The 23,898-nt window shown below is 71.0% G+C and carries 14 protein-coding genes; 5 read left to right on the top strand and 9 right to left on the bottom strand.

The genetic code is table 11. From position 1 onward, the window contains the following. The first annotated feature begins 50 nt into the window (after window positions 1–50). From OG485_RS29340 to OG485_RS29350, 3 genes are all read left to right on the top strand, one after another. Complete coding sequence (locus OG485_RS29340; RefSeq protein ID WP_328671485.1) at window positions 51–479, top strand: MerR family transcriptional regulator; 429 nt, start codon at window positions 51–53, stop codon at window positions 477–479. Beyond that, window positions 476–808, top strand: a complete 333-nt coding sequence (locus OG485_RS29345; RefSeq protein WP_328671486.1) for a thioredoxin family protein — start codon at window positions 476–478, stop codon at window positions 806–808. The genes OG485_RS29340 and OG485_RS29345 overlap by 4 nt, the downstream gene beginning before the upstream one ends. A gap of 143 nt (window positions 809–951) precedes the next feature. Then, complete coding sequence (locus OG485_RS29350) at window positions 952–3,279, top strand: HelD family protein (RefSeq protein ID WP_328674711.1); 2,328 nt, start codon at window positions 952–954, stop codon at window positions 3,277–3,279. Between the two features lie 57 nt (window positions 3,280–3,336). Here OG485_RS29350 and glgB read toward each other — a convergent pair whose 3' ends face one another. From glgB to OG485_RS29375, 5 genes are all read right to left on the bottom strand, one after another. After that, the gene (glgB, locus tag OG485_RS29355; RefSeq protein WP_328671487.1) at window positions 3,337–5,790 is read right to left on the bottom strand and encodes a 1,4-alpha-glucan branching enzyme; all 2,454 of its coding nucleotides are present in this window, start codon (window positions 5,788–5,790) and stop codon (window positions 3,337–3,339) included. A 47-nt stretch (window positions 5,791–5,837) separates the two neighbouring features. Beyond that, the gene (locus OG485_RS29360) at window positions 5,838–7,244 is read right to left on the bottom strand and encodes a maltokinase N-terminal cap-like domain-containing protein (RefSeq protein ID WP_328671488.1); all 1,407 of its coding nucleotides are present in this window, start codon (window positions 7,242–7,244) and stop codon (window positions 5,838–5,840) included. 870 nt (window positions 7,245–8,114) lie between these two features. Next, on the bottom strand, window positions 8,115–9,836 hold the full coding sequence (gene treS / locus OG485_RS29365; protein WP_328671489.1) for a maltose alpha-D-glucosyltransferase: 1,722 nt from the start codon (window positions 9,834–9,836) through the stop codon (window positions 8,115–8,117). After that, window positions 9,833–12,406, bottom strand: a complete 2,574-nt coding sequence (locus OG485_RS29370; RefSeq protein ID WP_328671490.1) for a maltotransferase domain-containing protein — start codon at window positions 12,404–12,406, stop codon at window positions 9,833–9,835. The genes treS and OG485_RS29370 overlap by 4 nt, the downstream gene beginning before the upstream one ends. 221 nt (window positions 12,407–12,627) lie before the next feature. Then, the gene (locus tag OG485_RS29375; protein WP_328671491.1) at window positions 12,628–13,854 is read right to left on the bottom strand and encodes a S8 family peptidase; all 1,227 of its coding nucleotides are present in this window, start codon (window positions 13,852–13,854) and stop codon (window positions 12,628–12,630) included. A 349-nt stretch (window positions 13,855–14,203) separates the two neighbouring features. Here OG485_RS29375 and OG485_RS29380 point away from each other — a divergent pair, with 349 nt between their 5' ends. Next, the gene (locus OG485_RS29380) at window positions 14,204–16,822 is read left to right on the top strand and encodes a glycosyltransferase family 1 protein (protein WP_328671492.1); all 2,619 of its coding nucleotides are present in this window, start codon (window positions 14,204–14,206) and stop codon (window positions 16,820–16,822) included. 31 nt (window positions 16,823–16,853) lie between these two features. Here the strand turns inward: OG485_RS29380 and OG485_RS29385 are convergent, their stop codons facing one another. The 4 genes from OG485_RS29385 to OG485_RS29400 form a co-directional block, all read right to left on the bottom strand. Then, window positions 16,854–17,588: a thioredoxin domain-containing protein gene (locus OG485_RS29385; RefSeq protein WP_328671493.1), complete on the bottom strand. Its 735-nt coding sequence runs from the start codon at window positions 17,586–17,588 to the stop codon at window positions 16,854–16,856. Between the two features lie 263 nt (window positions 17,589–17,851). Further along, entirely contained in the window at window positions 17,852–18,352 is a 501-nt protein-coding gene (locus OG485_RS29390; protein WP_328671494.1) for a DUF1990 family protein, read from the bottom strand. A gap of 70 nt (window positions 18,353–18,422) precedes the next feature. Beyond that, entirely contained in the window at window positions 18,423–20,084 is a 1,662-nt protein-coding gene (locus tag OG485_RS29395) for a M4 family metallopeptidase (protein ID WP_328671496.1), read from the bottom strand. A gap of 307 nt (window positions 20,085–20,391) precedes the next feature. Then, window positions 20,392–22,437 carry a M4 family metallopeptidase gene (locus OG485_RS29400; protein ID WP_443048779.1) on the bottom strand — a complete coding sequence of 682 codons (2,046 nt, stop codon included), beginning with the start codon at window positions 22,435–22,437 and terminating at the stop codon, window positions 20,392–20,394. A 573-nt stretch (window positions 22,438–23,010) separates the two neighbouring features. On the opposite strand from OG485_RS29400, the gene OG485_RS29405 reads away from it, so the two are divergent. Beyond that, window positions 23,011–23,811 carry a TNT domain-containing protein gene (locus OG485_RS29405; protein WP_328671499.1) on the top strand — a complete coding sequence of 267 codons (801 nt, stop codon included), beginning with the start codon at window positions 23,011–23,013 and terminating at the stop codon, window positions 23,809–23,811. Window positions 23,812–23,898 lie beyond the last annotated feature (87 nt).

Genomic DNA, 23,898 nt, shown 5'->3' on the forward strand with positions numbered 1-23,898 from the left:
CCCCGGGGACGCTTGCCTTGACGTCGGCGTCAAGGACTACCGTCGGGGTCATGCGAATCGGCGAGCTGGCCGCACAGGCCGGGACGACCACGCGGACCCTGCGCTACTACGAGTCGCGGGGGCTGCTGCCCGCGCGGCGGGGCGAGAACGGGTACCGGACGTACGACGAGCACGATCTGCGGCTGCTCCGGCAGATCAGGACCCTTCAGGACTTCGGGTTCGACCTGGAGGAGACGCGGCCGTTCGTGGAGTGTCTGCGGGCCGGACACCCCGAGGGCGACTCGTGCCCGGCGTCGTTGGACGTCTACCGGCGCAAGCTCGGCGAGCTCGACGCGGTGATCGACGAGCTGAGGTCGGTGCGCGCGCAGGTCGGCGAGCAGCTCGCGCGGGCGGAGCGGGCCCGTGACGAGCTGGCGGCCGACGCGGAGGTTCCGGGCGGTCCGGAACCCGTATGCGAACTGGGAGGGCGGACGCGATGATCAGGGCGGCAGGCGTGGCCGAGGTGACGGACGCGGACTTCGGGGCGGAGGTGATCGGCTCGGATCTGCCCGTGCTGGTGGAGTTCACGGCCGACTGGTGTCCGCCGTGCCGGCAGATGGGGCCGGTGCTCAGCGAGCTGGCTTTCGAGGAGGGCGACCGGTTCAAGGTGGTCCAGCTCGACGTCGACACCAATCCGGAGACGACGCTGGCGTACGGCGTGCTGTCGATGCCGACGTTCATGGTTTTCCGGGACGGTGAGCCCGTGAAGTCGATGGTGGGCGCCCGGGCCAAGCGACGGCTTCTCCAGGAGCTGGCCGACGTGCTCTGATCCCACCCGGCGGACAACCCGGCACACAGTCCGGCACACAAAAAATCCCCTGGGCAATTGCGCCCGGGGGATTTCGCTGCGTATATTCAATGATTCGCGACTTCGAGGAATCAAGTCGTGAAGAAGTTCAGTAGGCGCAGTATATCCGGGCGGGAGCGGAATTGTCAAACAAGGGATCGCACACAGAATTCCCCGATGATGAACTGCGAAGTGAGCAGGAATTCATCGACGGGTTGTACGCGCGTGTCGACGCCCTGCGCGGTGTCACCGAGGCCTCCGTCGGGGACGCGCTCGCCCAGGGCAACACGCCCATGCAGGCCCGGCTCGAACGGGACGTCCTGGTCGCCGAACGCTCGGGACTGCTGGCCGCGCTGAACGCCGTGGACGGTTCGCTCTGCTTCGGCCGCATCGACCTGGCCCCGGTGGAGTCCCCCGGGGAAGGGGCGCCCCCCGCCGGCGTCACCCATCACATCGGCCGCATCGGCATCCGCGCCGACGACATCGAGCGCACCCCGATCCTCATCGACTGGCGGGCCCCGGTCGCCCGCCCCTTCTACCTGGCCACCGGGCACACCCCGATGGGCCTGCGCCGCCGCCGGCACATCGGCACCGCGGGTCGGCACGTCACCGACCTGCACGACGAGATCCTCGACCTCGGCGACCGGGAACGCACCGGCCACGAGGACCCGACCGGTGACGCCGTGCTGCTCGCCGCGCTCAACTCGGCCCGCACCGGCCGGATGAGCGACATCGTGCAGACCATCCAGGCCGAGCAGGACCGGATCATCCGCGCGCCGCACCGGGGCATCATGGTCGTCGAGGGCGGCCCCGGCACCGGCAAGACCGCCGTGGCCCTGCACCGCGCCGCGTACCTGCTGTACGAACACCGGGAACTGCTCGCCAAGCGGGCCGTCCTGATCGTCGGCCCCAACCCCGCCTTCCTCGGCTACATCGGCGAGGTGCTGCCCTCGCTCGGTGAGACCGGCGTGCTGCTCTCGACCGTCGGCGAGCTCTTCCCCGGCGTCCACGCGACCGCCGTCGACACACCGGAGGCGGCCGCCGTGAAGGGCCGCGCCGGGATGGCCGACGTCCTGGCCGAGGTCGTCCGGGACCGCCAGGCGCTCCCCGACCCGGTGATCGCGATCGAGCACGACCGGGACGTCCTGATGCTCGACGCGGGCCTCGTCCAGGTCGCCCGGGAACGCACCCGCGCGGTCGGCCTGCCCCACAACGTGGCCCGCGAGCACTTCGAGGGCCACATCCTCAACACGCTCACCGACATGCTCGCCGAACGCATCGGCACGGACCCCTTCGACGGCTCCAACCTCCTCGACCCGAGCGACATCACCCAGATCCGCGACGAACTCGCCGAGAACCCCGAGGTCTGGTCGGCCGTCGATCAACTGTGGCCGAGGCTGACCCCGCAGCGCCTGGTGGCCGACTTCCTGGCCGACCCGTACGGCCATGTCCCGGACGCGGACGCGGCGGCGATCCACCGCCCGCTGACCCGCCCCGGCGACTGGACCGCCGGGGACGTCCCCCTCCTCGACGAGGCCGCCGAACTCCTCGGCGAGGACGGCCGGGTCGCACGGGCGCTGGCCGACCAGGAACGCCGTACCCAGATCGCCTACGCGCAGGGCGTGCTGGACGTCTCCTACGCCTCGCGGACCTACGAGTTCGAGGACAAGGACGAGGAGGACTCCGAGATCCTGTCCGCGCACAACATCATCGACGCCGAGCGGATGGCGGAACGGCACGAGGAGGACGACCACCGCAGCGCCGCGGAGCGGGCCGCCGCCGACCGGACGTGGGCCTTCGGCCACATCATCGTGGACGAGGCGCAGGAGCTGTCGCCGATGGCGTGGCGGCTGCTGATGCGCCGCAGTCCCACGCGGTCGATGACACTCGTCGGCGATCCCGCGCAGACCGCGGAGGCGGCGGGGGTCGGATCGTGGGAGGAGATCCTCTCCCCGTACGTGGAGGACCGCTGGGAGCACACCCGGCTCGGCGTCAACTACCGCACCCCGTCCGAGATCATGGACGTCGCCGCCGGTGTGGTGCGGGCCGAACGCCCCGGTTTCGAGCCGCCGCGCTCCGTCCGGTCCACCGGGGTACGGCCCTGGGCGCGCGAGGCCGGGGACGACCTGCCCGGCGCGGTCGCCAAGGCCGTCGCCGAGCTGACCCCGGCCGAGGGCCGGCTCGCGGTGATCGCGCCGCGGGCCCTGCACCCCGCGCTCGCCGGCCGGCTGGACGGGGTGACGGCGGGCCAGGAGCCCGACCTCACCCGCACGGTCGTCCTCCTCGACCCCCGGCAGGCCAAGGGGCTGGAGTTCGACTCCGTCCTGGTGGTCGAGCCGGCGTCGTACGGGACGAGCGACCTGTACGTGGCACTGACCCGGGCCACCCAGACGCTGGGCGTGCTGTACACCGGCGAACTGCCCGCGTCGCTGCGGGGCACCGGCCTGGAGTGACGCTCCCGCCCGGTCCCCGGCGGAGCGCCGCCGGGGACCGGGCGCGTGGGAGCGCCGCTATGCGGGCCGCAGCCAGACCGTCGCGAGGGGCGGCAGCGTCAGCCGGATGCTGGCAGCGCGCCCGTGCCAGGGCGTGGATTCCGGTTTGACGGGGTCGGGGTTGGTGATGTCGCCGCCGCCGTAGCGGGCGGTGTCGGTGTTGAGGATCTCGTGCCAGGCCGGGATGTCCTCGGGGACGCCGAGGCGGTAGCCGTGGCGGACGGCGGGGGAGAGGTGGGAGACGGCGAGGAGGGGGGTGCCGTCGGCGGCGTGGCGCAGGAAGGCGAAGACGTTGTCGTCGGCGGAGTCACCGGTGATCCAGGCGAAGCCGGACGGGTCGGTGTCGCGTTCCCACAGCGCGGGTTCGTGCCGGTAGACGGTGTTGAGGTCGCGGACGAGATCCCGCACGCCACGGTGGTCGGGCTCGGCGCCGTACGCCGGGTCGAGGAGCCACCAGTCCGGGCCGTGCGCCTCGGACCACTCGGCACCCTGGGCGAACTCCTGGCCCATGAAGAGGAGTTGCTTGCCGGGGTGGGCCCACATGAAGGCGAGGTAGGCGCGCAGGTTGGCGCGCTGCTGCCACCAGTCGCCGGGCATCTTGGAGACGAGTGAGCGCTTGCCGTGCACGACCTCGTCGTGGGAGATCGGCAGGACGTAGTTCTCGCTGTAGGCGTACACCATCGAGAAGGTCATCTCGTCGTGGTGGTACTTGCGGTGCACCGGGTCGTGGGACACATAGTCCAGCGAGTCGTGCATCCACCCCATGTTCCACTTCAGCCCGAACCCCAGACCGCCGAAGCCTCCGGGACCGGCGTGGTGGGTGGCCCGGGTGACGCCGTCCCAGGCGGTGGACTCCTCGGCGACGGTGACCACGCCCGGGTTGCGGCGGTAGACGGTGGCGTTCATCTCCTGGAGGAAGGCCACCGCGTCCAGGTTCTCGCGGCCGCCGTGCTCGTTGGGGACCCACTGGCCGGGTTCGCGGGAGTAGTCGAGGTAGAGCATGGAGGCCACGGCGTCGACGCGCAGGCCGTCGATGTGGAACTCCTCGCACCAGTAGGTGGCGTTGGCGACGAGGAAGTTGCGGACCTCACGGCGGCCGTAGTCGAACTCCAGGGTGCCCCAGTCGGGGTGGGCCGCCCGGAGCGGGTCGGCGTGCTCGTAGAGCGGGCGGCCGTCGAACTCGGCGAGGGCCCATTCGTCGCGCGGGAAATGGGCGGGGACCCAGTCCATGAGGACGCCGACACCGGCGCGGTGCAGGGCGTCGACGAGATACTTGAAGTCGTCGGGGGTGCCCAGGCGTGCGGTGGGCGCGTAGAACCCGGTGACCTGGTAACCCCAGGAGCCGCCGAAGGGATGCTCGGCGACGGGCATCAGCTCGACATGGGTGAAGCCGAGGTCCGTGACGTAGGCGGGGAGCTGATCCGCGAGCTGACGATACGTCAGGCCTGGTCGCCAGGAAGGCAGATGCACCTCGTACACCGAGAACGGCGCCTCGTGGACCGGCCGGTCGGCCCGCCTCGCCATCCAGTCCGTGTCGTGCCACTCGTGGTGGGACGCGTGGACGACCGACGACGTGGCGGGCGGCGTCTCGGTGCGGCGGGCCATCGGGTCCGCGCGCAGGGTGCGCGAGCCGTCCGGGCGGGCGATGTCGAACTTGTACAGCTCGCCCTCGCCGATCGCCGGAACGAACAGCTCCCACACCCCGGACGAGCCCAGCGACCGCATCGGATGTCCCGTGCCGTCCCAGAAGTTGAAGCCGCCGGCCAGCCGCACACCGCGCGCGTTCGGGGCCCACACGGTGAACCGCGTTCCGGCGACGCCCTGATGCTCCATCGGCTCGGCGCCGAGCGCCCGCCACAGCTCCTCGTGCCGGCCCTCGCCGATCAGATGCAGGTCCAGCTCACCGAGCGCGGGCAGGAACCGGTACGCGTCCTCGGTCTCCAGCACCGTCCCCTCGTAGGACACGAGCAGCCGGTACGCGTCCGGGACCGCGCGCAGCGGCAGCAGTCCCGAGAAGAAGCCGTCCCCGTCGTCGCGCAGTTCCGCGCGCAGTTCGTCCGTGACGACGGTGACCCCGAGCGCGTACGGGCGAAAGGCCCGGAACGCGACGCCGTCGGGCACCGGATGGGCGCCCAGCACTCCGTGCGGGTTGTGGTGCGTGCCGTCGAGCAGCCGCTGACGGTCCGCCGGGCCGATTCCGACTCCGGCGGGACGCGTCGCGCCGACGGGGCCACCGCTCCCGGCCGGGACGGGAGCGGCCGGGTCCCGGACCCCGACCGCCTTTTCGTCCACGGCCCTCTCGTCCACAGCCCTTTCTTCGGCCGCCCTCTCGTCGGCCGGCGTCTCGTGCGCCGTCCTCCTGGCCGTCGGCAGCTCGGCGGGCTTCTTGTCCTCGGGCGCCGGTTTCTTCGCGCTGGTCCTCTTCGCGCTGGTCTTCTTCGGAGTGTCGTCGGGCCGGGGGCGGGGCGTCACGGGCAGGGCCTCCTCGGGCGGGTGAGCTGGGGCAGGTCACAGGGGGTTCAGGGAGACGAGGCCAGCCGCCGTACCGCCGCCAGCGGAACCGGCAGCCAGTCCGGGCGGTGCCGGGCCTCGTACACGACCTCGTACACGGCCTTGTCCGTCTCGAAGGCACGCAGCAGTACGGGATCCGTGCGCGGGTCGAGGCCGCTGACCTCGGCGTATCCGGTGCAGTAGGCGGCCCGGCAGGTGTCGGCCCACCCGGACTCCGGTGGTGTCCCCGCGGCACCGGGCGCTTGGGGCACGGAGTGGGCCGCGTAGTCGAAGGAGCGGAGCATGCCCGCGATGTCGCGTGCCGGGGGCTGGGGCATACGGCGCTCGGCGAGCGGTTTCGACGGTTCGCCCTCGAAGTCGATGAGCGACCACTCCCCGTCCGGGGAGCGCAGACACTGGCCGAGATGCAGATCGCCGTGGATGCGCTGGGCCGTCCACGTGTGGCCCTCGGCGGACAGATCCGCCAGCGCCTCGAACGCGGTCCGCAGACCGGGTGCGTGGGGCCGTAACACGGGCACCGCCTGCGCGGCGGCGTCCAGCCGCTCGGCCATCGCGTCGGCCAGCGGCCTCACCTGGGCGTGGCCCATGGACACCACGGGCAGCGCGCGGGCCAGTGCCGTGTGCACCTCGGCGGTGGCGCGCCCCAGCGCCCGCGCCTCGGCGACGAAGTCCTCGCCCTTGGCGAGCTCGCGCAGCGCCAGCTCCCAGCCGTCCGAGGCACCCTGCACGAACGGCTGGAGCACGCCCAGGACATACGACTGCCCGGACAGCTCGGCCCGCAGCCAGGCGGTGGGGGCCGGAACCCGGGCGCAGCCCTCGCGGGCCAGGGCCAGCGGCAGTTCGAGGTCGGGGTTGACCCCGGGAACGACCCGGCGCAGCAGCTTGAGGATGAACGTGTCCCCGTAGACCACGGACGAGTTGGACTGCTCGGCGGTCATCATCCGCGGTACGAGACCGGGCCGTATCTCCTGCCCGGTGTCCCGCTCGAAACGCAGTCCGCCGATGCGGGCCCGGGAGCGCAGGGCTTCCAGGAGCACATCGGCGGGCTGGGGGTCGTAGAGGGCCTCGTACACGGTGCGTCCGGAGAGCGGTCCCTCGCTCAGGTGTCCGATCAGCGCCGGCGACAGCCGGGGCGGCAGCGCCTCGCGTACGCCTATCAGTAACTGGTAGCAGTCGCCGGGGACGGCCGGGGCACCCGGCACGGGCGGCTGGTGGGCGCGCACCAGCAGGTGGTGGAGGCCGAGCGGGCCGTTCGCCGGGAGCAGCTCGGTGGCGGTGACCAGCGAGAGGCCGGTGACGGGCCGTCCCTTGCCGGCGAACCAGCGCTGCCGCGGCAGCCAGGTGCGCAGCAGTGGATCGAGGGACGCCAGAAGGCCGGGACCTGTGGGTGCGGTGCGTGTGACGGCTTCCGACATGGGTCGCGTCCTTTCCCCGGGGGCGGGGGTGTTCCTGATGCGTGCCCCGGGCGCAGCCGTGGAAACCGCCCCGCCCCGGGGCCTTTTCGGTCGAGCGGGTCCGGGAGATTTCCTGCGGACACGGCACAAGGGTGTCCAATTCCGGTGTGTGATACCAGACCTGGACACCCTTGTGGTGTTCACTCCCGGCCGCGCGTGCCGCGCGGGACCGACACCACCGGTGTTCTGTGCGTGAACACGTCGGTCCTGCGGGCCGCACGGGGATCGCGGTGGGTGCGTCACCGGGGGGTGGCGCGGGGGAGTTCGCTCGGGGGCGTACGAATCCCCCGCGCCGGTCGTGGGGAGGAGCCGCGGAGGCCGCGGGATTCCGTGTCCGAGTGCGGGTCGGAAACGTGGCGGCGACAGGACGGGCCCTTTACCCGGGATACAGAGCGGGTTCCCGGGTCGTCCCGTCGCCGCGGTCTTCACAGGACACGCACAACGTCGGGTCGGCGGCCGGTCGACCGTGAGGTCACCCGCTGGTGCGGGGCGCCGGTTCGCCGAGTAGGAGAGCCGCTATGAAGCGGTGTCTGACCTGGACACTCTCATCCACTCCCGCGTTGCGCGCATGCCGTGAACTCCCCCCCAGGGAGTGGCCTCCGTCGAGGTGACCAAGATCAGATTAGGGGTGTGTGTGCGCGGTGGGAAGTGTGTGGAAGAAGTGTGGAGGCCGCGTTATCGAAACGTGACAACGGAATGCTTTGAAGGTGGGGAGACGGGGCCTATCGGGGCTTCCCGGAGGATGTGTCTGGATCTGACGGGTACTGAACCGTCGCTGTCCGGAACCCGGTCGGGCTCCGGACAGCGTTCTGGACGGCTCGCCGGAGCCCGCTAGGCGGCTTCCTTCCGGAGGCGGAACCAGTAGAAGCCGTGACCGGCGAGGGTGAGCAGGTAGGGCAGCTCGCCGATGGCGGGGAACCGCACGCCGCCGATCAGCTCGACCGGGTGCCTGCCGTCGAACTCGCGCAGGTCGAGCTCGGTGGGCTGGGCGAAGCGCGAGAAGTTGTGCACGCACAGCACCAGGTCGTCGTCCCCTTCGTCCTCCGTCGAGGGCGCTTCGCGCAGGAAGGCGAGGACGGCGGGGTTGGAGGAGGGGAGTTCGGTGTAGGAGCCGAGTCCGAAGGCCTTGTTCTGTTTGCGGATCTCGATCATGCGGCGGGTCCAGTGGAGCAGCGAGGAGGGCGACGACATGGACGCCTCGACGTTGGTGACCTGGTAGCCGTAGACGGGGTCCATGATCGTGGGGAGGAAGAGGCGGCCGGGGTCGCTGGAGGAGAAGCCGGCGTTGCGGTCGGGGGTCCACTGCATGGGGGTGCGCACGGCGTCGCGGTCGCCGAGCCAGATGTTGTCGCCCATGCCGATCTCGTCGCCGTAGTAGAGGATCGGGCTGCCGGGCAGGGACAGGAGCAGGGCGGTGAAGAGTTCGATCTGGTTGCGGTCGTTGTCCAGGAGGGGGGCGAGGCGGCGGCGGATGCCGATGTTGGCGCGCATACGCGGGTCTTTCGCGTATTCGGCGTACATGTAGTCGCGTTCCTCGTCGGTGACCATTTCGAGGGTGAGCTCGTCGTGGTTGCGCAGGAAGATGCCCCATTGGCAGTTGCCGGGGATGGCGGGGGTCTTGGCGAGGATCTCGGAGACGGGGTAGCGGGACTCGCGGCGGACGGCCATGAAGATGCGGGGCATGACCGGGAAGTGGAAGGCCATGTGGCACTCGTCGCCGCCGGAGGGGAAGTCGCCGAAGTAGTCGACGACGTCCTCGGGCCACTGGTTCGCCTCGGCCAGCAGCACCGTGTCCGGATAGTGCGTGTCGATCTCCTTGCGCACCCGCTTGAGGAACTCGTGGGTCGCAGGAAGGTTTTCGCAGTTGGTTCCCTCGACCTGGTAGAGGTAGGGGACCGCGTCGAGCCGGAAGCCGTCGATCCCCAGGTCCAGCCAGAACCGCAGCGCGGAGATGATCTCCTCCTGGACGGCCGGGTTCTCGTAGTTGAGGTCGGGCTGGTGGGAGAAGAAGCGGTGCCAGTAGTACTGCTTGCGGACCGGGTCGAAGGTCCAGTTGGAGGCCTCGGTGTCGACGAAGATGATCCGGGCGTCCTGGTACTGCTTGTCGTCGTCGGCCCAGACGTAGTAGTCGCCGTAGGGTCCGTCGGGGTGGGCGCGGGACTCCTGGAACCACGGGTGCTGGTCGCTGGTGTGGTTCATGACGAAGTCGATGATGACGCGCATGCCGCGCTGGTGGGCGGCGTCGACGAACTCGACGAAGTCGGCGAGGTCGCCGAACTCGGGCAGGACGGCGGTGTAGTCGGAGACGTCGTAGCCGCCGTCGCGCAGGGGGGACTTGAAGAACGGGGGCAGCCACAGGCAGTCGACGCCCAGCCATTGCAGGTAGTCGAGTTTGGCGGTCAGGCCTTTGAGGTCGCCGATGCCGTCGCCGTTGCTGTCCTGGAAGGAGCGGACCAGGACCTCGTAGAAGACGGCGCGTTTGAACCACTCGGGATCGCGGTCCTTGGCCGGGGTGTCCTCGAACGTATCCGGGACGGGCTCGTTGACGATCATGTGGTGGGTGACCCTCCGATCAACGGTGAGGACGGTCGCAGGACGGTGAGGATGTGCGCGGGCCGGTCACCCGGCTCCAGGCGCACATAGTTGGTCCTGCCCCAGTTGTAGGTCTCGCCGGTGAGCTCGTCGCGCACCGGCACCGACTCGTGCCATTCCAGGCCGAGTTGCGGCATGTCCAACGAGACCGTGGCCTCCTGGGTGTGGTGGGGGTCGAGGTTGACCACCACCACAACCGTGTTCGAACCGCGGGCGTCCGTGACGGACCTCGAGTAGGCGATCACCGCCTCCTGGTCGGCGTGGTGGAAGTGCAGGTCACGCAGCCGGTGCAGGGCGGGACTGCGCCGCCTGATCGCGTTGAGCTCCCTCACCAGCGGCGCGATGCCCAGACCTGCGCGCTCGGAGGCTTGCCAGTCGCGGGGGCGGAGCTGGTACTTCTCGGAGTGGAGGTATTCCTCGCCGCCCTGGCGCAGGGGGGTGTTCTCGCAGAGTTCGTAGCCGCTGTAGATGCCCCAGGTGGGGGAGAGGGTGGCGGCGAGGACGGCGCGCAGCGCGAAGGCGGGGCGGCCGCCGGTCTGCAGGAACTCGTGCAGGATGTCGGGGGTGTTGACGAAGAGGTTGGGCCGCATGCGGGCGGCCGAGTCGCCGGAGAGTTCGGTGAGGTACTCCGTCAGCTCCTGTTTGGTGTTGCGCCAGGTGAAGTAGGTGTACGACTGCTGGAAGCCCACCTCGGCCAGGGTCCGCATCATCGCGGGGCGGGTGAAGGCCTCGGCCAGGAAGATCACGTCGGGGTCGGTCGCGTTGACGTCCGCGATCACCTGTTCCCAGAACACGACGGGTTTGGTGTGCGGGTTGTCGACGCGGAAGATCCGCACCCCGTGGTCCATCCAGTGCCGCAGGACGCGTACGGTCTCGGCGACCAGGCCGGGCATGTCCTGGTCGAAGGCGATCGGGTAGATGTCCTGGTACTTCTTGGGCGGGTTCTCCGCGTGGGCGATGGTGCCGTCGGGGCGGTGGTGGAACCATTCCGGGTGCTTCTCCACCCAGGGGTGGTCCGGGGAGCACTGCAGGGCGAAGTCGAGCGCGATCTCCAGGCCCAGGGAGCCGGCCCGGCCGACGAAGGCGTCGAAGTCGTCCAGGGTGCCCAGGTCCGGGTGGATCGCGTCGTGGCCGCCCTCGGGGGAGCCGATGGCCCAGGGCACCCCGACGTCCTCGGGACCCGCGGACAGCGTGTTGTCGGGGCCCTTGCGGTAGGTGGCGCCGATGGGATGGATGGGCGGGAGGTAGACGACGTCGAAGCCCATCTCCGCGATCGCGGGCAGCCGTTCGGCGGCCGTCACGAACGTGCCGTGCACCGGCGGATCGACCTGCCCGCTCTCCGAACGCGGGAAGAACTCGTACCACGCCCCGTACAGCGCCCGCTCCCGCTCCACCAGCAGCGGCAACGGCTCGGACGACGTCACCAGATCGCGCAGCGGATGCTCCGCGAGGACGGCGTCCACCTGCGGGGTGAGCGCGGCGGCGAGACGGGAGGCCACGGGACGAGTGGTGTCGCGCAGCGCGTCCACGGCTCCGAGGAGCGTGTCCCTGCTCTTTCTGCCCTTGGTCCCCTTCGGCAGGGCGGTGACCGCCCGCTCGTACAGCAGCGCGCCCTCCTCCAGCACCAGCTCGGTGTCCAGTCCGGCCGGGATCTTGATCCCCGCGTGATGCCGCCAGGTGGTGACCGGGTCTCCCCACGCCTCCACCGTGTACGTCCAGCGGCCCTCCGCGCCGGCGCTCACCCGGGCACCCCAGCGGTCGGTGCCCGGGGCCAGTTCGCGCATCGGCGTCCATGGGCCGGGGCGGCCGTCGGGGCCGCGCAGGACGACATTCGCGGCGACGGCGTCATGCCCTTCGCGGAAGACCGTGGCCGACACCTCGAACTCCTCGCCCACCACCGCCTTGGCCGGACGGCGCCCGTGCTGCACGACCGGGTGGACATCGAGGACGGGGATGCGTCCGACGGCCGTCGCCGGGGTGGCGGCCTGGGCGAGGGGAGTGCCGGAGGCGTCGGGGGTACGGGTGGCGGGGACGGCGGCCTTGCCCGCCTTCGGGGCGGCCTTGACCTCCTTACGAGCGACCTTGCCTGCCTTCGGAGCGGTCTTGACCTCCTTCGACGCGGTCTTCCCCGTCTTGGGAACGGCGGGCTTGGCCGTTTTCGGAACGGACGACTTGGCCGGCCTGGACTTGGGCGTGGTACCGCGACGGGCGGACGTTCCCGGAGCCGACGCGTCGGAGGACGACGTCTCCGGGGCGGTGGCGGGTGCCCCGGCGGAGGCACCGGTGTCCGGGTCGCCGGCGCCGGTGGTGGAGAAGGCGCTCGTCGGGCGCGCGCCGGAGCCGGGCGAGCTGGAGCCGGGCGCACCGGGGGCGGCCGACGGTTTCTCGTGTGCGACGTGTGCGACGTGTGCGACGTGTGCGATGGGTGCGACGGGTGGGGCAGGTGTACGGGGCCCGGCCTCGGCCGTGCGTGTTCGGGGTGTCTCGGGGGTGGTCGTCGGGGGTGGCGACGTGTGGTGCGTGGCGGGCATGACCGCTCCTGTCCGCGTCAACGTGGGTGGGCGGATGAGGTGTGGGGAGGTGGGGCCTGCGGGCGTACCGGAGGAGCCTTCCCACCCTATGCGGGTGGGCATTCCGGCACTTTGTTAACTACTCACGCGTATGTCTACACACAAGACCGGCCTCGTCCCGGGCAGGCGAGGCCGGTGCGGTGTGGCCGAATCACCCTGGTTGTACCAGCGCCCCACCAGGCTCATCCGACACGCAGGAGCCTGTTCGGCGAACCCGGTCCCGCGCCCGACACCTTTCCCGGGACCGCCCGTCTCACCAGCGCCTTCACCACCTGCGCGGGCGCGGCCCGGGGATGGTCCGCCAGATACAGCGCGGCCGCGCCGGCGGCGTGCGGGCTCGCCATCGAGGTACCGGAGCTCGTGGCTCTCGCCCTGTCGCCGGTGTACGAAGTCGACGTGATGTCCACCCCCGGCGCGAAGAGGTCGAGCGAGGACCCGGTGTTCGAGAAGCCCGCCCGCGCGTCGGTCCGGCCGGTCGCGCCGACCGTGAGCGCCCCGGCGACCCGGGCCGGGGAGAAGAGCGCGGCCGGCATCCCGGAGTTGCCGGCCGCGACCGTGTACGTCACGCCGGAGGCGATGGAGTTGCGTACGGCCGCGTCGAGCTGGGCGTTGGCGTACCCGCCCAGGCTGAGATTGGCCACGGCCGGCTTCCTCGCGTGCCGGGTGACCCAGTCGATGCCCGCGATCACCTGGGCGGTGGAACCGGCCCCCCTGTCGTCGAGGACGCGGACGGCGACGATCCTGGCCCTCTTGGCCACGCCGTATCCGGTTCCGGCGACCGTTCCGGCGACATGGGTGCCGTGGCCGTTGCCGTCCTGCGCCGTCCCGTCGTCGTCGACGAAGTCCCAGCCGTAGCTCGCCCGGCCCCCGAAGTCCCGGTGCGTGATGCGGACGCCGGTGTCGATGACGTAGACGGTCACCCCCGAACCCGCCGACCCGGGTGCCGTGTACCGCCCGTCGAGCCGCCGGCCCGCCTGGTCGATCCGGTCCAGGCCCCACGACGGCGGGTTCCGCCGGCCACGGCCGGACGCCGCACCGGCCACCCGGACCCCGTCGAACGTCACCCGGGTGTCCTGGACGACGGAGGCCACGCGGGGGTCCGCGGCGAGCCGCCGGGCCCGTCTCGCGTCGGCCCGCACGGCGAAGCCGTTGAGAGCCGTGCCGTAGGTATGGCTGATTCTCGCTCCGTACCGAGCCGCGACGGCCGCGCCGGCCGACGACGGAGCCCGCGTACTCCCCTTGAGTGTCACGATGTAGCTGCCGCTGACGGATCCGGTCTCCCCCACGCCGGATATCCGCCCCGCCGGAGCCGCCTGCGCGGGCGGGGCGTTGGCCGAAAGCACCGCGGCCGTCGTGACCGCGGTGAGACCCGCCGCCCAGCGCAGACGCCACTTCCTCGTCCGTGCCATGACCTGAGTTCCCCTCCTCGACTCGACGTACCCAGGGCCTGTCCGACAGGCCCTGAGCCCGGTCCGGCCGCTCGGGACGGGGTCCGGCCGTACGCCACCCGGTGAGCCTCTCGTGCGGCGCGAAGCACCACAAGACCGCCCATGCGGGCGGAATCGGCCAACCCGGCGGTGAGATGTTCGTGAAGGTTGCGTCGATTTCACGCCGATGTCACACGGTCGGCCCCGATCGGGGGCCGTGCCGCGATGCGCCGTGTCGCGAAGGCACCCTCACCGCTAACGTCGTGGTGACGAAGGCCGCACAACGCCGTGCGTCCCTTAGCCGCGTACGTCCTCCGTGAAGGTGGAATTCGTGAAGGCGATCCGCAGATTCACCGTCCGACCCGTTCTCCCCGAAGCCCTTCACCCGCTCAGTGACCTGGCCCGCAACCTCCGCTGGTCCTGGCACGCCGAGACCCGCGACCTCTTCCAGTCCGTCGACCCCGAGCGCTGGGCCGAGTGCGGCGGCGACCCCGTACGACTGCTCGGCAGCGTGCCGGGCGGACGGCTCGCGGAGCTCACCGAGGACAGCCGCTTCCTGCGCCGTCTCGCCGCGGTCCGTGACGACCTGCGCGAGTACGTCGGCGGCGACCGCTGGTACCAGACGCAGACCTCCGACCTGCCCGCCGCCATCGCCTACTTCTCGCCCGAGTTCGGCATCACCGCCGCCCTGCCGCAGTACTCCGGGGGCCTCGGCATCCTCGCGGGCGACCATCTCAAGGCCGCCAGCGACCTGGGCGTCCCGCTGATCGGCGTGGGCCTGCTCTACCGGCACGGCTACTTCCGCCAGTCCCTGTCCCGCGAGGGCTGGCAGCAGGAGCACTATCCGGTCCTCGACCCCAACGAACTGCCCCTGGTACCCCTGAGCGAGGAGGACGGCACGCCCGCCCTGGTGTCCCTCGCGCTGCCCGGCGGCCGCGCGCTGCGCGCCCGGATCTGGCTGGCCCAGGTCGGCCGCGTCCCGCTGCTCATGCTCGACTCCGACGTCGAGGAGAACGGCGTCGGCGAACGCGGGGTCACCGACCGGCTCTACGGCGGCGGCAGCGAGCACCGGCTGCTCCAGGAGATGCTGCTCGGTATAGGAGGGGTGCGGGCGGTCCGGACGTACTGCCGCCTGACCGGGCACCCGGGGCCCGAGGTGTTCCACACCAACGAGGGGCACGCCGGGTTCCTCGGTCTGGAGCGGATCGCCGAACTCGCCGACGAGGGGCTGGACTTCGCGTCGGCGCTGGAGGCGGTCAGGGCCGGCACGGTGTTCACCACCCACACCCCGGTGCCCGCCGGCATCGACCGCTTCGACCGGGAGGCGGTCGCCCGCCACTTCGGCCCCGACGCCGAACTCCCGCGCATCGACGTCCAGCGCATCCTCGCCCTCGGCATGGAGACCTATCCCGGAGGCGAGCCGAACCTCTTCAACATGGCCGTGATGGGCCTGCGCCTGGGCCAGCGGGCGAACGGGGTCTCCCTGCTGCACGGCCAGGTCAGCCGGGAGATGTTCTCCGGGCTCTGGCCGGGCTTCGACCCCGAGGAGGTGCCGATCACCTCCGTCACCAACGGCGTCCACGCGCCGACCTGGGTGGCACCCGAGGTCTTCCGCCTCGGCGCCCGGCAGGTCGGCGCGCAGCGCACCGAGGACGCGCTGACCGTCGGCGGCACCGACCGCTGGGACGCGGTGGCCGAGATCGCCGACCAGGAGATCTGGGACCTGCGCAGGGTGCTGCGGGAACAGCTCGTGCTGGAGGTACGGGACCGGCTGCGGGCGTCCTGGCGCCAGCGCGGCGCCGGCACGGCCGAACTCGGCTGGATCGACGGCGTGCTCGACCCCGACGTCCTCACCATCGGCTTCGCGCGCCGGGTGCCCTCGTACAAACGGCTGACCCTCATGCTGCGCGACCGTGACCGGCTCATGGACCTGATGCTGCACGCCGAGCGGCCGGTCCAGATCGTCGTCGCGGGCAAGGCGCACCCCGCGGACGACGGCGGGAAGCGGCTGATCCAGGAACTCGTCCGGTTCGCGGACGACCCCCGGGTGCGCCACCGGATCGTCTTCCTGCCCGACTACGGCATGGCGATGGCGCAGAAGCTCTACCCGGGCTGCGACATCTGGCTCAACAACCCGCTGCGCCCGCTGGAGGCGTGCGGCACGAGCGGGATGAAGGCCGCGCTCAACGGCTGTCTCAACCTCTCCGTCCTGGACGGCTGGTGGGACGAGTGGTTCCAGCCCGACTTCGGCTGGGCGATCCCGACCGCGGACGGCACCGCGACCGACGACGACCGGCGGGACGAGCTGGAGGCCGGGGCCCTGTACGACCTCCTGGAGCAGCGGGTGGCGCCCCGCTTCTACGAGCGCGGACAGGAGGGTCTGCCCGACCGGTGGATCGAGATGGTCCGCCGGACGCTGACCCACCTCGGCCCGAAGGTCCTGGCGGGCCGGATGGTGCGTGAGTACGTGGAGCGCCTGTACGCCCCCGCGGCCCAGGCCCACCGTTCCCTCACCGCCGAGACGGCCGGCGAGCTGGCCGCCTGGAAGTCGCGGGTCCGCGCCGCCTGGCCGCGGATCACCGTCGATCACGTCGAGGCGTCCTCGGTCACCACGACCGCCGAACTGGGCACCACGCTGTCGCTGCGCGTCCGCGTCGGACTCGGCGACCTCGCCCCCGACGACGTGGAGGTCCAGGCGGTCTCGGGCCGGGTCGACGGGGACGACCGCATCGCGGACGCGGTCTGTGTTCCGCTGAAACCGGCCAACGGCCCCGACCTGGAGGGCCGCTGGGCGTACGAGGGGCCGCTGTCCCTCGACCGCACGGGCTCCTTCGGCTACACGGTCCGGATCCTGCCGTCCCACCCCCTGCTGGCCTCCGGCGCGGAACTGGGACTGGTGGCGGTGCCCTCGGAGGAGATGGGGGAGGGGGCGGGGGTGCTGCTGCGGTAGGCCGGCGCCGGGCACCGGGGAGGCCGGGGTGTCACCGCTTCGCCGCGGCGGCCTCGATCTCCTCGGTGAACTGCCGGGCGCCGACGGGCTTGCCGTCGTCGTCGAGCACCGTGATGCCCCGGCCGCCGGCCTTCACTGTCGGGGTGCCGGTGACGTCACTGTCGTAGAAGGTCTCGCCGACCTTGTCGGCCCAGGTCAGGTAGGTGCCTTCCTTGACGGCCTTGTTGAAGGCGTGCGTGCGCAGACCGGGCACCTTCCCGGCGATCTTCAGCAGTTCGGCCGTGCTGCCGAAGGTGTCCGTGGTCTCCTCCCTCGGCTGGGCGTCGTACAGGGCGGTGTGGAACTGCTTGAACAGGGCGGGGCTCTCGTTCAGGGCCGCCCCGAGCGCGGCGAGCGCCGTCCGGGAGCCCTTCCCGTCGAGGCGCTTGTCCAGGAAGGTGGCCATATGGAACTCGACCTTCACCTTGCCGGAGTCGGCGAGGGAGGTGAGGGTCGCGCCCAGCTCGCGCTCGAAGCTCGCGCAGTAGGGGCAGCGGAGGTCCTCGTAGACGCTGACGGTGAGGGGGGCGCTCGCCTTCCCGTACGTGATCAGTGTGCCGTCGTCCCCGGTGGTGTGCGCCGGGACGACGAGCGGCGCCGCCTTCGAAGTACCCGGTGCGGAGTCGCCGTCGGCGGCGAGCCCGATGCCGACACCGGCGGTGAGCGCGAGCGCGGTGGCCGCGGCACCGATCACCAGGGCACGGTGTGAGGTCTTGTTGACAGGCATGGGCGTCCCTTGTCGCGAGGGGGAGGGTGGGCCGGTGGCGCCGATCCCGACGCTACGACGGCGCACCACCCCTCAGGAACGGCCCTCCGGCCGTGATCGGCAGGGCCTTCGGACCCGTTCACACCGCCCGGACGTCCCGCCCGCAAGGGGACCTTTCCTCCCCAGGACGACGCGGGCGACGTCACCTCCCCGGGCGGGCGGGCGCGGGACCGCCGGAGGCGAGCAGGCGCGGGCGGGGTCCCGTGCTCGCCGGGCCGCGATACCTACTCCCCCAGCCCCGCGCACAGCCGCCGCATCACCGTGCCGCAGCGCTGGGCGTAGGCGCGCTGAAGGCCACGCGTCGCGGCGCCGCCCGCGCGGGCGTACCACTTGGCCGCGCGGCTGAAGGCCGTGATCGTCAGCCAGACGGTGCCGTCGCCGGTGCGGGAGACGACGAAGGCCTCCTCGCCGCACTCGGGATGGCCGGAAAGCGTTCCGTAGGCCCATGCGGTGCGCCGGTATTCCTCGGCGGTCCAGACCACGCGGCAGGGGGCCTTGATCAGGCCGATGCCGACCGTGACGTCGACGCCCGGTGCCGCCTTGTCGGCCTCGGTGACCATGCGGATCCCCATGGCCCGGTGCAGTTCCCAGGTCATCAGGGCTTCGGACGCCCGCCGGAACACGGCCTCGCCCTCGCCTATGCGGGAGCGGACGTGCAGTCGGTGGAAGCCCGGGGGGCAGCGGTCCTCGCGGGTCGCGCCCACGTCCTCGTACGTGTAGGGCATGGGGGCAAGAGTAGGGCGGCACCCGGCACGGAACCGTGCCGGGTGCCGCCTCGTTTCGATTACGGTCGCACTAGCTCACGTTGACCGCGGTCCAGGCGGCCGCCACCGTCGCGTACTCGGTGCTGCTGGAGCCGTACAGCGCGGACGCCGCCGACAGGGTCGCCGTACGGGCGGCCTTGTAGTTCGTCGACGAGGTCATGTACGTCGTCAGCGCCTTGTACCAGATCTGCAGGGCCTTGGCCCGGCCGATGCCGGTGACCGTCGTGCCGCTGTAGGTCGGGGAGCTGTAGCTGACGCCGTTGATCGTCTTCGAACCGCTGCCCTCCGAGAGGAGGTAGAAGAAGTGGTTCGCGACGCCGGACGAGTAGTGCACGTCCTTGCTGCCGACCGAGGACGACCAGTAGTCCGCGGAGCCGCCGTCCTTGCTGGGCTTGTCCATGTAGCGCAGCGGCGTGCCGTCACCGTTGATGTTGATCTTCTCGCCGATGAGGTAGTCGCCCACGTCGGAGGAGTTCGCCGCGTAGAACTCGACACCGGTGCCGAAGATGTCCGAGGTGGCCTCGTTGAGGCCGCCGGACTCGCCCGAGTAGGTCAGGCCGGCGGTGTTGGAGGTGACGCCGTGGCTCATCTCGTGGCCGGCCACGTCCAGCGAGGTCAGCGGGTGCGTGTTGCTGGTGCCGTCGCCGTAGGTCATGCAGAAGCAGCTGTCGTCCCAGAACGCGTTGACGTACGCGCTGCCGTAGTGGACGCGCGAGTACGCTCCCACGCCGTTGTTCTTGATGCCGCTGCGGCCGAAGGTGTTCTTGTAGAAGTCCCAGGTCACCTGGGCGCCGTAGGCGGCGTCGGCGGCCGCGGTCTGGTCCGTGGTGGAGCTGGAGGCCGCGCCGGTGCCCCAGACGTCGTCCGCGTCGGTGAACAGCGTGCCCGCGGAGGAGGTCGTGGTGTGCGACTTGTTGTACGTCTTGTGGCTGCCGCGGGTGCCGTCGGTCAGGCTGTACGTCGAGCCCGACAGGGTCGAGTTGAGGGTCACCGTGCCCGAGTAGAGGGTCTTGCCGGTGCCGGTCTCGATGCCCTGGTACTCGTAGAGCTTCTTGCCGGTGGCCGCGTCGGTGATGACGTGCAGCTCGTTGGGGGTGCCGTCGTCCTGGAGGCCGCCGACGACGGTCTCGTAGGCGAGGGTGGGCTTGCCGGTGGCGGCCCAGATCACCTTGCGGGGGGCCTGGTCGGCGGCGGTCTTGGCGGAGCCGGCGTCCTTGGCGGCGGTCAGCGCCTGCTTCTCGGCCTTGGCGGTGGTGACGAGCGGCTTGAGCGAGGCGACCTTGATGGTCGTCTTGGTCGCCTTCGTCACGCTCTCGCTCTTGCCGGCCTTCTCGTGCACGACGAGGTCGCCGCCGAGGACCGGAAGTCCGTTGTACGTGCGCTCGTAGCGGGTGTGGACCGTGCCGTCGACGTCCTTGACGACGTCTCTGACGACCAGCTTCTCCTTGGCACCGAGGCCTATCCGCTGGGCCGTCTCCACCTTGGAGGCGTCGGCCTTCTGGATGAGCGCGGTGCGTGCGGACGCGGAGAGCAGGAGGGGCGAACCGGCGAGGGGGGTGGTCTTGCCGGTGGGGAGAGCCGCCGTCTGGGCGGCGGCACCGGTGGTCAGACCGGTGGCGAGCAGGGCTCCGGCGGCGACAGCGGTGGCGATGGCCAGAGAGGTGCGCTTGTGACGCGCGTAGAGGGGGGTCACGCAAGCTCCTTATGTGGGGGCGTCCGACGGCGTGGGGGCCGAAGAAACGGTTGGGAAGTTGCGGTGCGAGTGAGCCGTGCGGGGTGAAGCGTGCCATCCCAGGCGCGTACATGTCAGGAGCCCATAAGGACCTTGGCCGAAAATCGTCGATCGGGTGAACAATTGGGTTCACCGGCGCCGGACCGGGCATCGTCAAGGGCGGGTCAACGCAAACGTCCGTCCGGGCAAAGGAGGGCGCCGCCCCGGGGAGTCGAACCTCCGGGGCGGCGCCCTGGCGCGCTGCTCGCGTGCGGACTTCCGCCGCGGCCTACGGGAAGGTGAGCTTCCAGCTGTTGATGTAACCGGTGTCCTGGGCCGCCTGGTCCTGGACCTTCAGTTTCCAGGTGCCGTTGGCGACTTCGGAGGACGCGTTGACCGTGTAGGTCGCGTTCACGTTGTCCGCCGAGTCGGACGAGCTGAAGTTCTTCAGGCGGTACGTCGAGCCGTCGGGGGCGACCAGATCGATCACCAGGTCACCGCGCCAGGTGTGCACGATGTCCACGGCCACCGCGAGGTTCGACGGGGCATTGCCGGTGCGGCCGCTGACCGTGACCGAGGAGGTGACCGCCGCGCCGTTGTCCGGAATCGATACGTCGGCCGTGTTCTCGAACGACGTACCGCCACCGCCGCCACCGCCGGGACGCGTCCCGACGTTCACGGCCGCCCAGGCGTTCTGCACCGCGGTGTACTCGGCACTCGTCGTGCCGTACAGCTCACCCGTCGCCGCGAGCGTGCCGGTCCGGGCCGCCGCGTAGTTGGTGGTCGAGGTGAACTTGGTGGTGAGCGAGCGGTACCAGATCGCCAGCGCCTTGTCGCGGCCGATGCCGGTGACCGGAAGCCCGTCGGAGGTGGGCGAGTTGTAGCTGACGCCGTTGATGACCTTGGCGCCGCTGCCCTCGCTCAGCAGGTAGAAGAAGTGGTTGGCGACACCCGACGAGTAGTGCACGTCGACGTTGCCGACCCCCGAGTACCAGGAGTCCTTGGAGCCGCCGTCCTTGCTCGGCTTGTCCATGTAGCGCAGCGGGGTGCCGTCGCCGTTGATGTCGATCTTCTCGCCGATGAGGTAGTCGCCCACGTCGGTCGAGTTGTTGGCGTAGAACTCCACGCCGGTGCCGAAGATGTCGGACGTCGCCTCGTTCAGACCGCCGGACTCGCCCGAGTAGTTGAGCCCCGCGGTGTTGGAGGTGACGCCGTGGCTCATCTCGTGGCCCGCGACGTCCAGCGCGGTCAGCGGGTCGGCGTTCCCGGAGCCGTCGCCGTAGGTCATGCAGAAGCAGCCGTCGTCCCAGAACGCGTTGACGTACGAGTTGCCGTAGTGGGCACGGGAGTAGGCGCCCACGCCGTTGTTCTTGATGCCGCTGCGGCCGAACGTGTTCTTGTAGAAGTCCCACGTCTCGGCGGCGCCGTAGTGCGCGTCGGCGCCGGCCGTGGCGGCGTTCGACGTGGTGCCGTTGCCCCAGGTGTCGCTCGTCTGCGAGAACAGCGTGCCGGTGCCCGACGTCCCGTGGTTCAGGTTGTACGTCTTGTGGGCGCCGCGCGCGCCGTCGTTCAGCGTGTAGTTGGAGCCCGACTGCGTGGTCGTCAGGGTCACCTGGCCGCTGTACTGGGTGTTGCCGATACCGGTCTTGATGCCCTGGTACTCGTAGAGCTTCTTGCCGGTGGCCGCGTCGGTGATGACGTGCAGCTCGTTGGGGGTGCCGTCGTCCTGGAGGCCGCCGACGACGGTCTCGTAGGCCAGGGTCGGCCTGCCGCTCGCGGCCCAGATCACCTTGCGGGGCGCGCGGTCGGCGGCGGTGCTCTTCGAGCCGGCGTCCTTGGCGGCGGTCAGCGCCTGCTTCTCCGCCGTTGCGGCGGCGACCGCGGGCCTGAGGGTGGCGACCTTCAGGGACGCCTTCGTCGCCTTGTAGACGTGCCCGGTCTTCCCGGACCTGGAGGTGTCGACGACCAGGTCGCCGCCGAGGACCGGCAGTCCTTCGTACGTCCGCTCGTAGCGGGTGTGGACGGTGCCGTCGGCGTCCTTCATGACGTCACGGGCGACGAGGTTCTCGCCGGAGCCGAGACCCAGGTCCCGGGCGGTCGTGGCCTTGGCCGCGTCGGCGTCGCGTATCAGCTCGGCGCGCTGTGACGCGGTGAGCTTCATGGAGACGGCGCCCGGGTCGACCCTGCCGGCCGGGGGGGCCTGCTCGGGGGAGGCGCTCGCGGCGCCCGACTGGACGGCCGCGGCCAGCAGGGCGGTGACGCCGACGAGGGCGACACCGGCGACGCGGCGCTTGGTGATGTGGGAGGTGCGTCTGTGGGGAGAACTGCTGCTCAACACTGACTCCTTCTGCATGGCCGCGGGTCGCGCGGCCAGGGGAGACCGGACGACGGAGTACCCCGTCCGGGCAGAACTGGGCGTTACGCGGAACCAGGTGCATGGGGTCGTACGGCACAACACAGCGGGGTTTGCTGTGAGGTTGCTGTGAAGTAGCCGAGGGAAGAGTGGCAGGAGATAACCCTTTCTGTCAGGACCGCGTCACAAAAATGGCCGGAAACGGTTCGTTGTCCGGTTAGTCATGTTCGGTATACGGACTGCCCTTCGGGTGTTCGCCTCGGGGGACGGCGGGACGGCGGGACGGTGTTCCGGTGTTCCGGTGTGACGGTGTTTCGGCCAACGCCTCGGGGTGCCCCGGCGCGAGACTCCGGCCCGGCGGGGCGTACCGCCAGATGACCGGCCCGCCGTCAGCAACGGAATGAAGCCCAGACCCTTTCGGGGGCTTTCCGGCACGTCCGCTCGCCCGCCTCCCGCCGCTGCGGTTTGAGTGATCCCCGACATTCCGGTCCGTACCCGGCGTCTTCGACCGGGCGAGGCGGTGCGATCCGGACAGGTACACCCGCAGGAGGTTTGGTGAGAAGGTCACATTGGTGTGCGAGCCTGGCGGCGCTGGGAGGCCTGACCGGCTCTCTCATGCTCGGCGCCTCCCTCCCGTCCGCGGCGGCCGCCCATCCCGGCGACAGCCGTACGACCGGCACCGTCCACGCCCTGTCCGCCACCCCGGGGCCGAAGCCGGCCCCCGGGCACGTGAAGCCGGGGGACGGGGGCGGCTCCGACCCCTCGCGCGCGTGCCGGGGGCTCGTGCCGGATCCCATCCCGCCGAGGCTGCAACGCCTCTTCTTCTGCGGTGACTGGCGGCTGGGCCCCCGTCGGCTGCCGACCAGGGGCGCGCTGGGGAACATCCTCGACCGCTACGAACGCCTCGGCCGTCTCACCGCCGTGAAGTTCCTCGACAAGTGGTGGGACCCCACCGCCGACTCGGGCCAGGGCGACTGGCGTTACCCGCCGGACGACGGCTACACCCACCGGAACGGGACGGTGCTCGCCACCCCGCTGGTGCTCCACGCCGGACTCAGGCTCGACCGCTTCGGCAGCGAGGCGGGCCGCTTCCTGGCCCCGGAGGGCACCAAGTACGGCAAGCGTGTCATCCCGCCGTCGAGCCTCAACACCATGGACCCGCGGTACCCGTACAACTACCACACCTACCGGCTGGCCAAGGACGTGACGGTCTGCGCGGGCAAGACCGCCCCCGGGTTCGAGCAGCCCGGCCTCGGCACCCAGTACGTGACGTCGAGCCGGTTCTGCCCGGACATCCCCCGCACCACGGTGGCGGACCTCGTGAGCAACGGCACGCTGGTGCGCACCAACGGCTGACCCGCCCCCTTCACGGTGGCACACGTACGCGCGCGGAAGCCGGTCCGGGCGACGACCGGGCCGGCTCCGCCCGGGGGAAGGCCGAGC

The organism is Streptomyces sp. NBC_00328 (assembly GCF_036139655.1).
In the GTDB taxonomy this organism is placed as follows: Bacteria; Actinomycetota; Actinomycetes; order Streptomycetales; family Streptomycetaceae; genus Streptomyces.

Bases quoted from the DNA above. Each gene is read 5' to 3' on its own strand.
- OG485_RS29390 (WP_328671494.1), bottom strand. From the start codon at position 18,352: ATGCCCTACACGTACGAGGACGTGGGCGCGACCCGCGAGGACCGCTGC.
- OG485_RS29370 (WP_328671490.1), bottom strand. From the start codon at position 12,406: ATGCCCGCCACGCACCACACGTCGCCACCCCCGACGACCACCCCCGAG.
- OG485_RS29385 (WP_328671493.1), bottom strand. From the start codon at position 17,588: ATGCCTGTCAACAAGACCTCACACCGTGCCCTGGTGATCGGTGCCGCG.
- OG485_RS29375 (WP_328671491.1), bottom strand. From the start codon at position 13,854: ATGGCACGGACGAGGAAGTGGCGTCTGCGCTGGGCGGCGGGTCTCACC.
- OG485_RS29360 (WP_328671488.1), bottom strand. From the start codon at position 7,244: ATGTCGGAAGCCGTCACACGCACCGCACCCACAGGTCCCGGCCTTCTG.
- OG485_RS29340 (WP_328671485.1), top strand. From the start codon at position 51: ATGCGAATCGGCGAGCTGGCCGCACAGGCCGGGACGACCACGCGGACC.
- OG485_RS29345 (WP_328671486.1), top strand. From the start codon at position 476: ATGATCAGGGCGGCAGGCGTGGCCGAGGTGACGGACGCGGACTTCGGG.
- treS (WP_328671489.1), bottom strand. From the start codon at position 9,836: ATGATCGTCAACGAGCCCGTCCCGGATACGTTCGAGGACACCCCGGCC.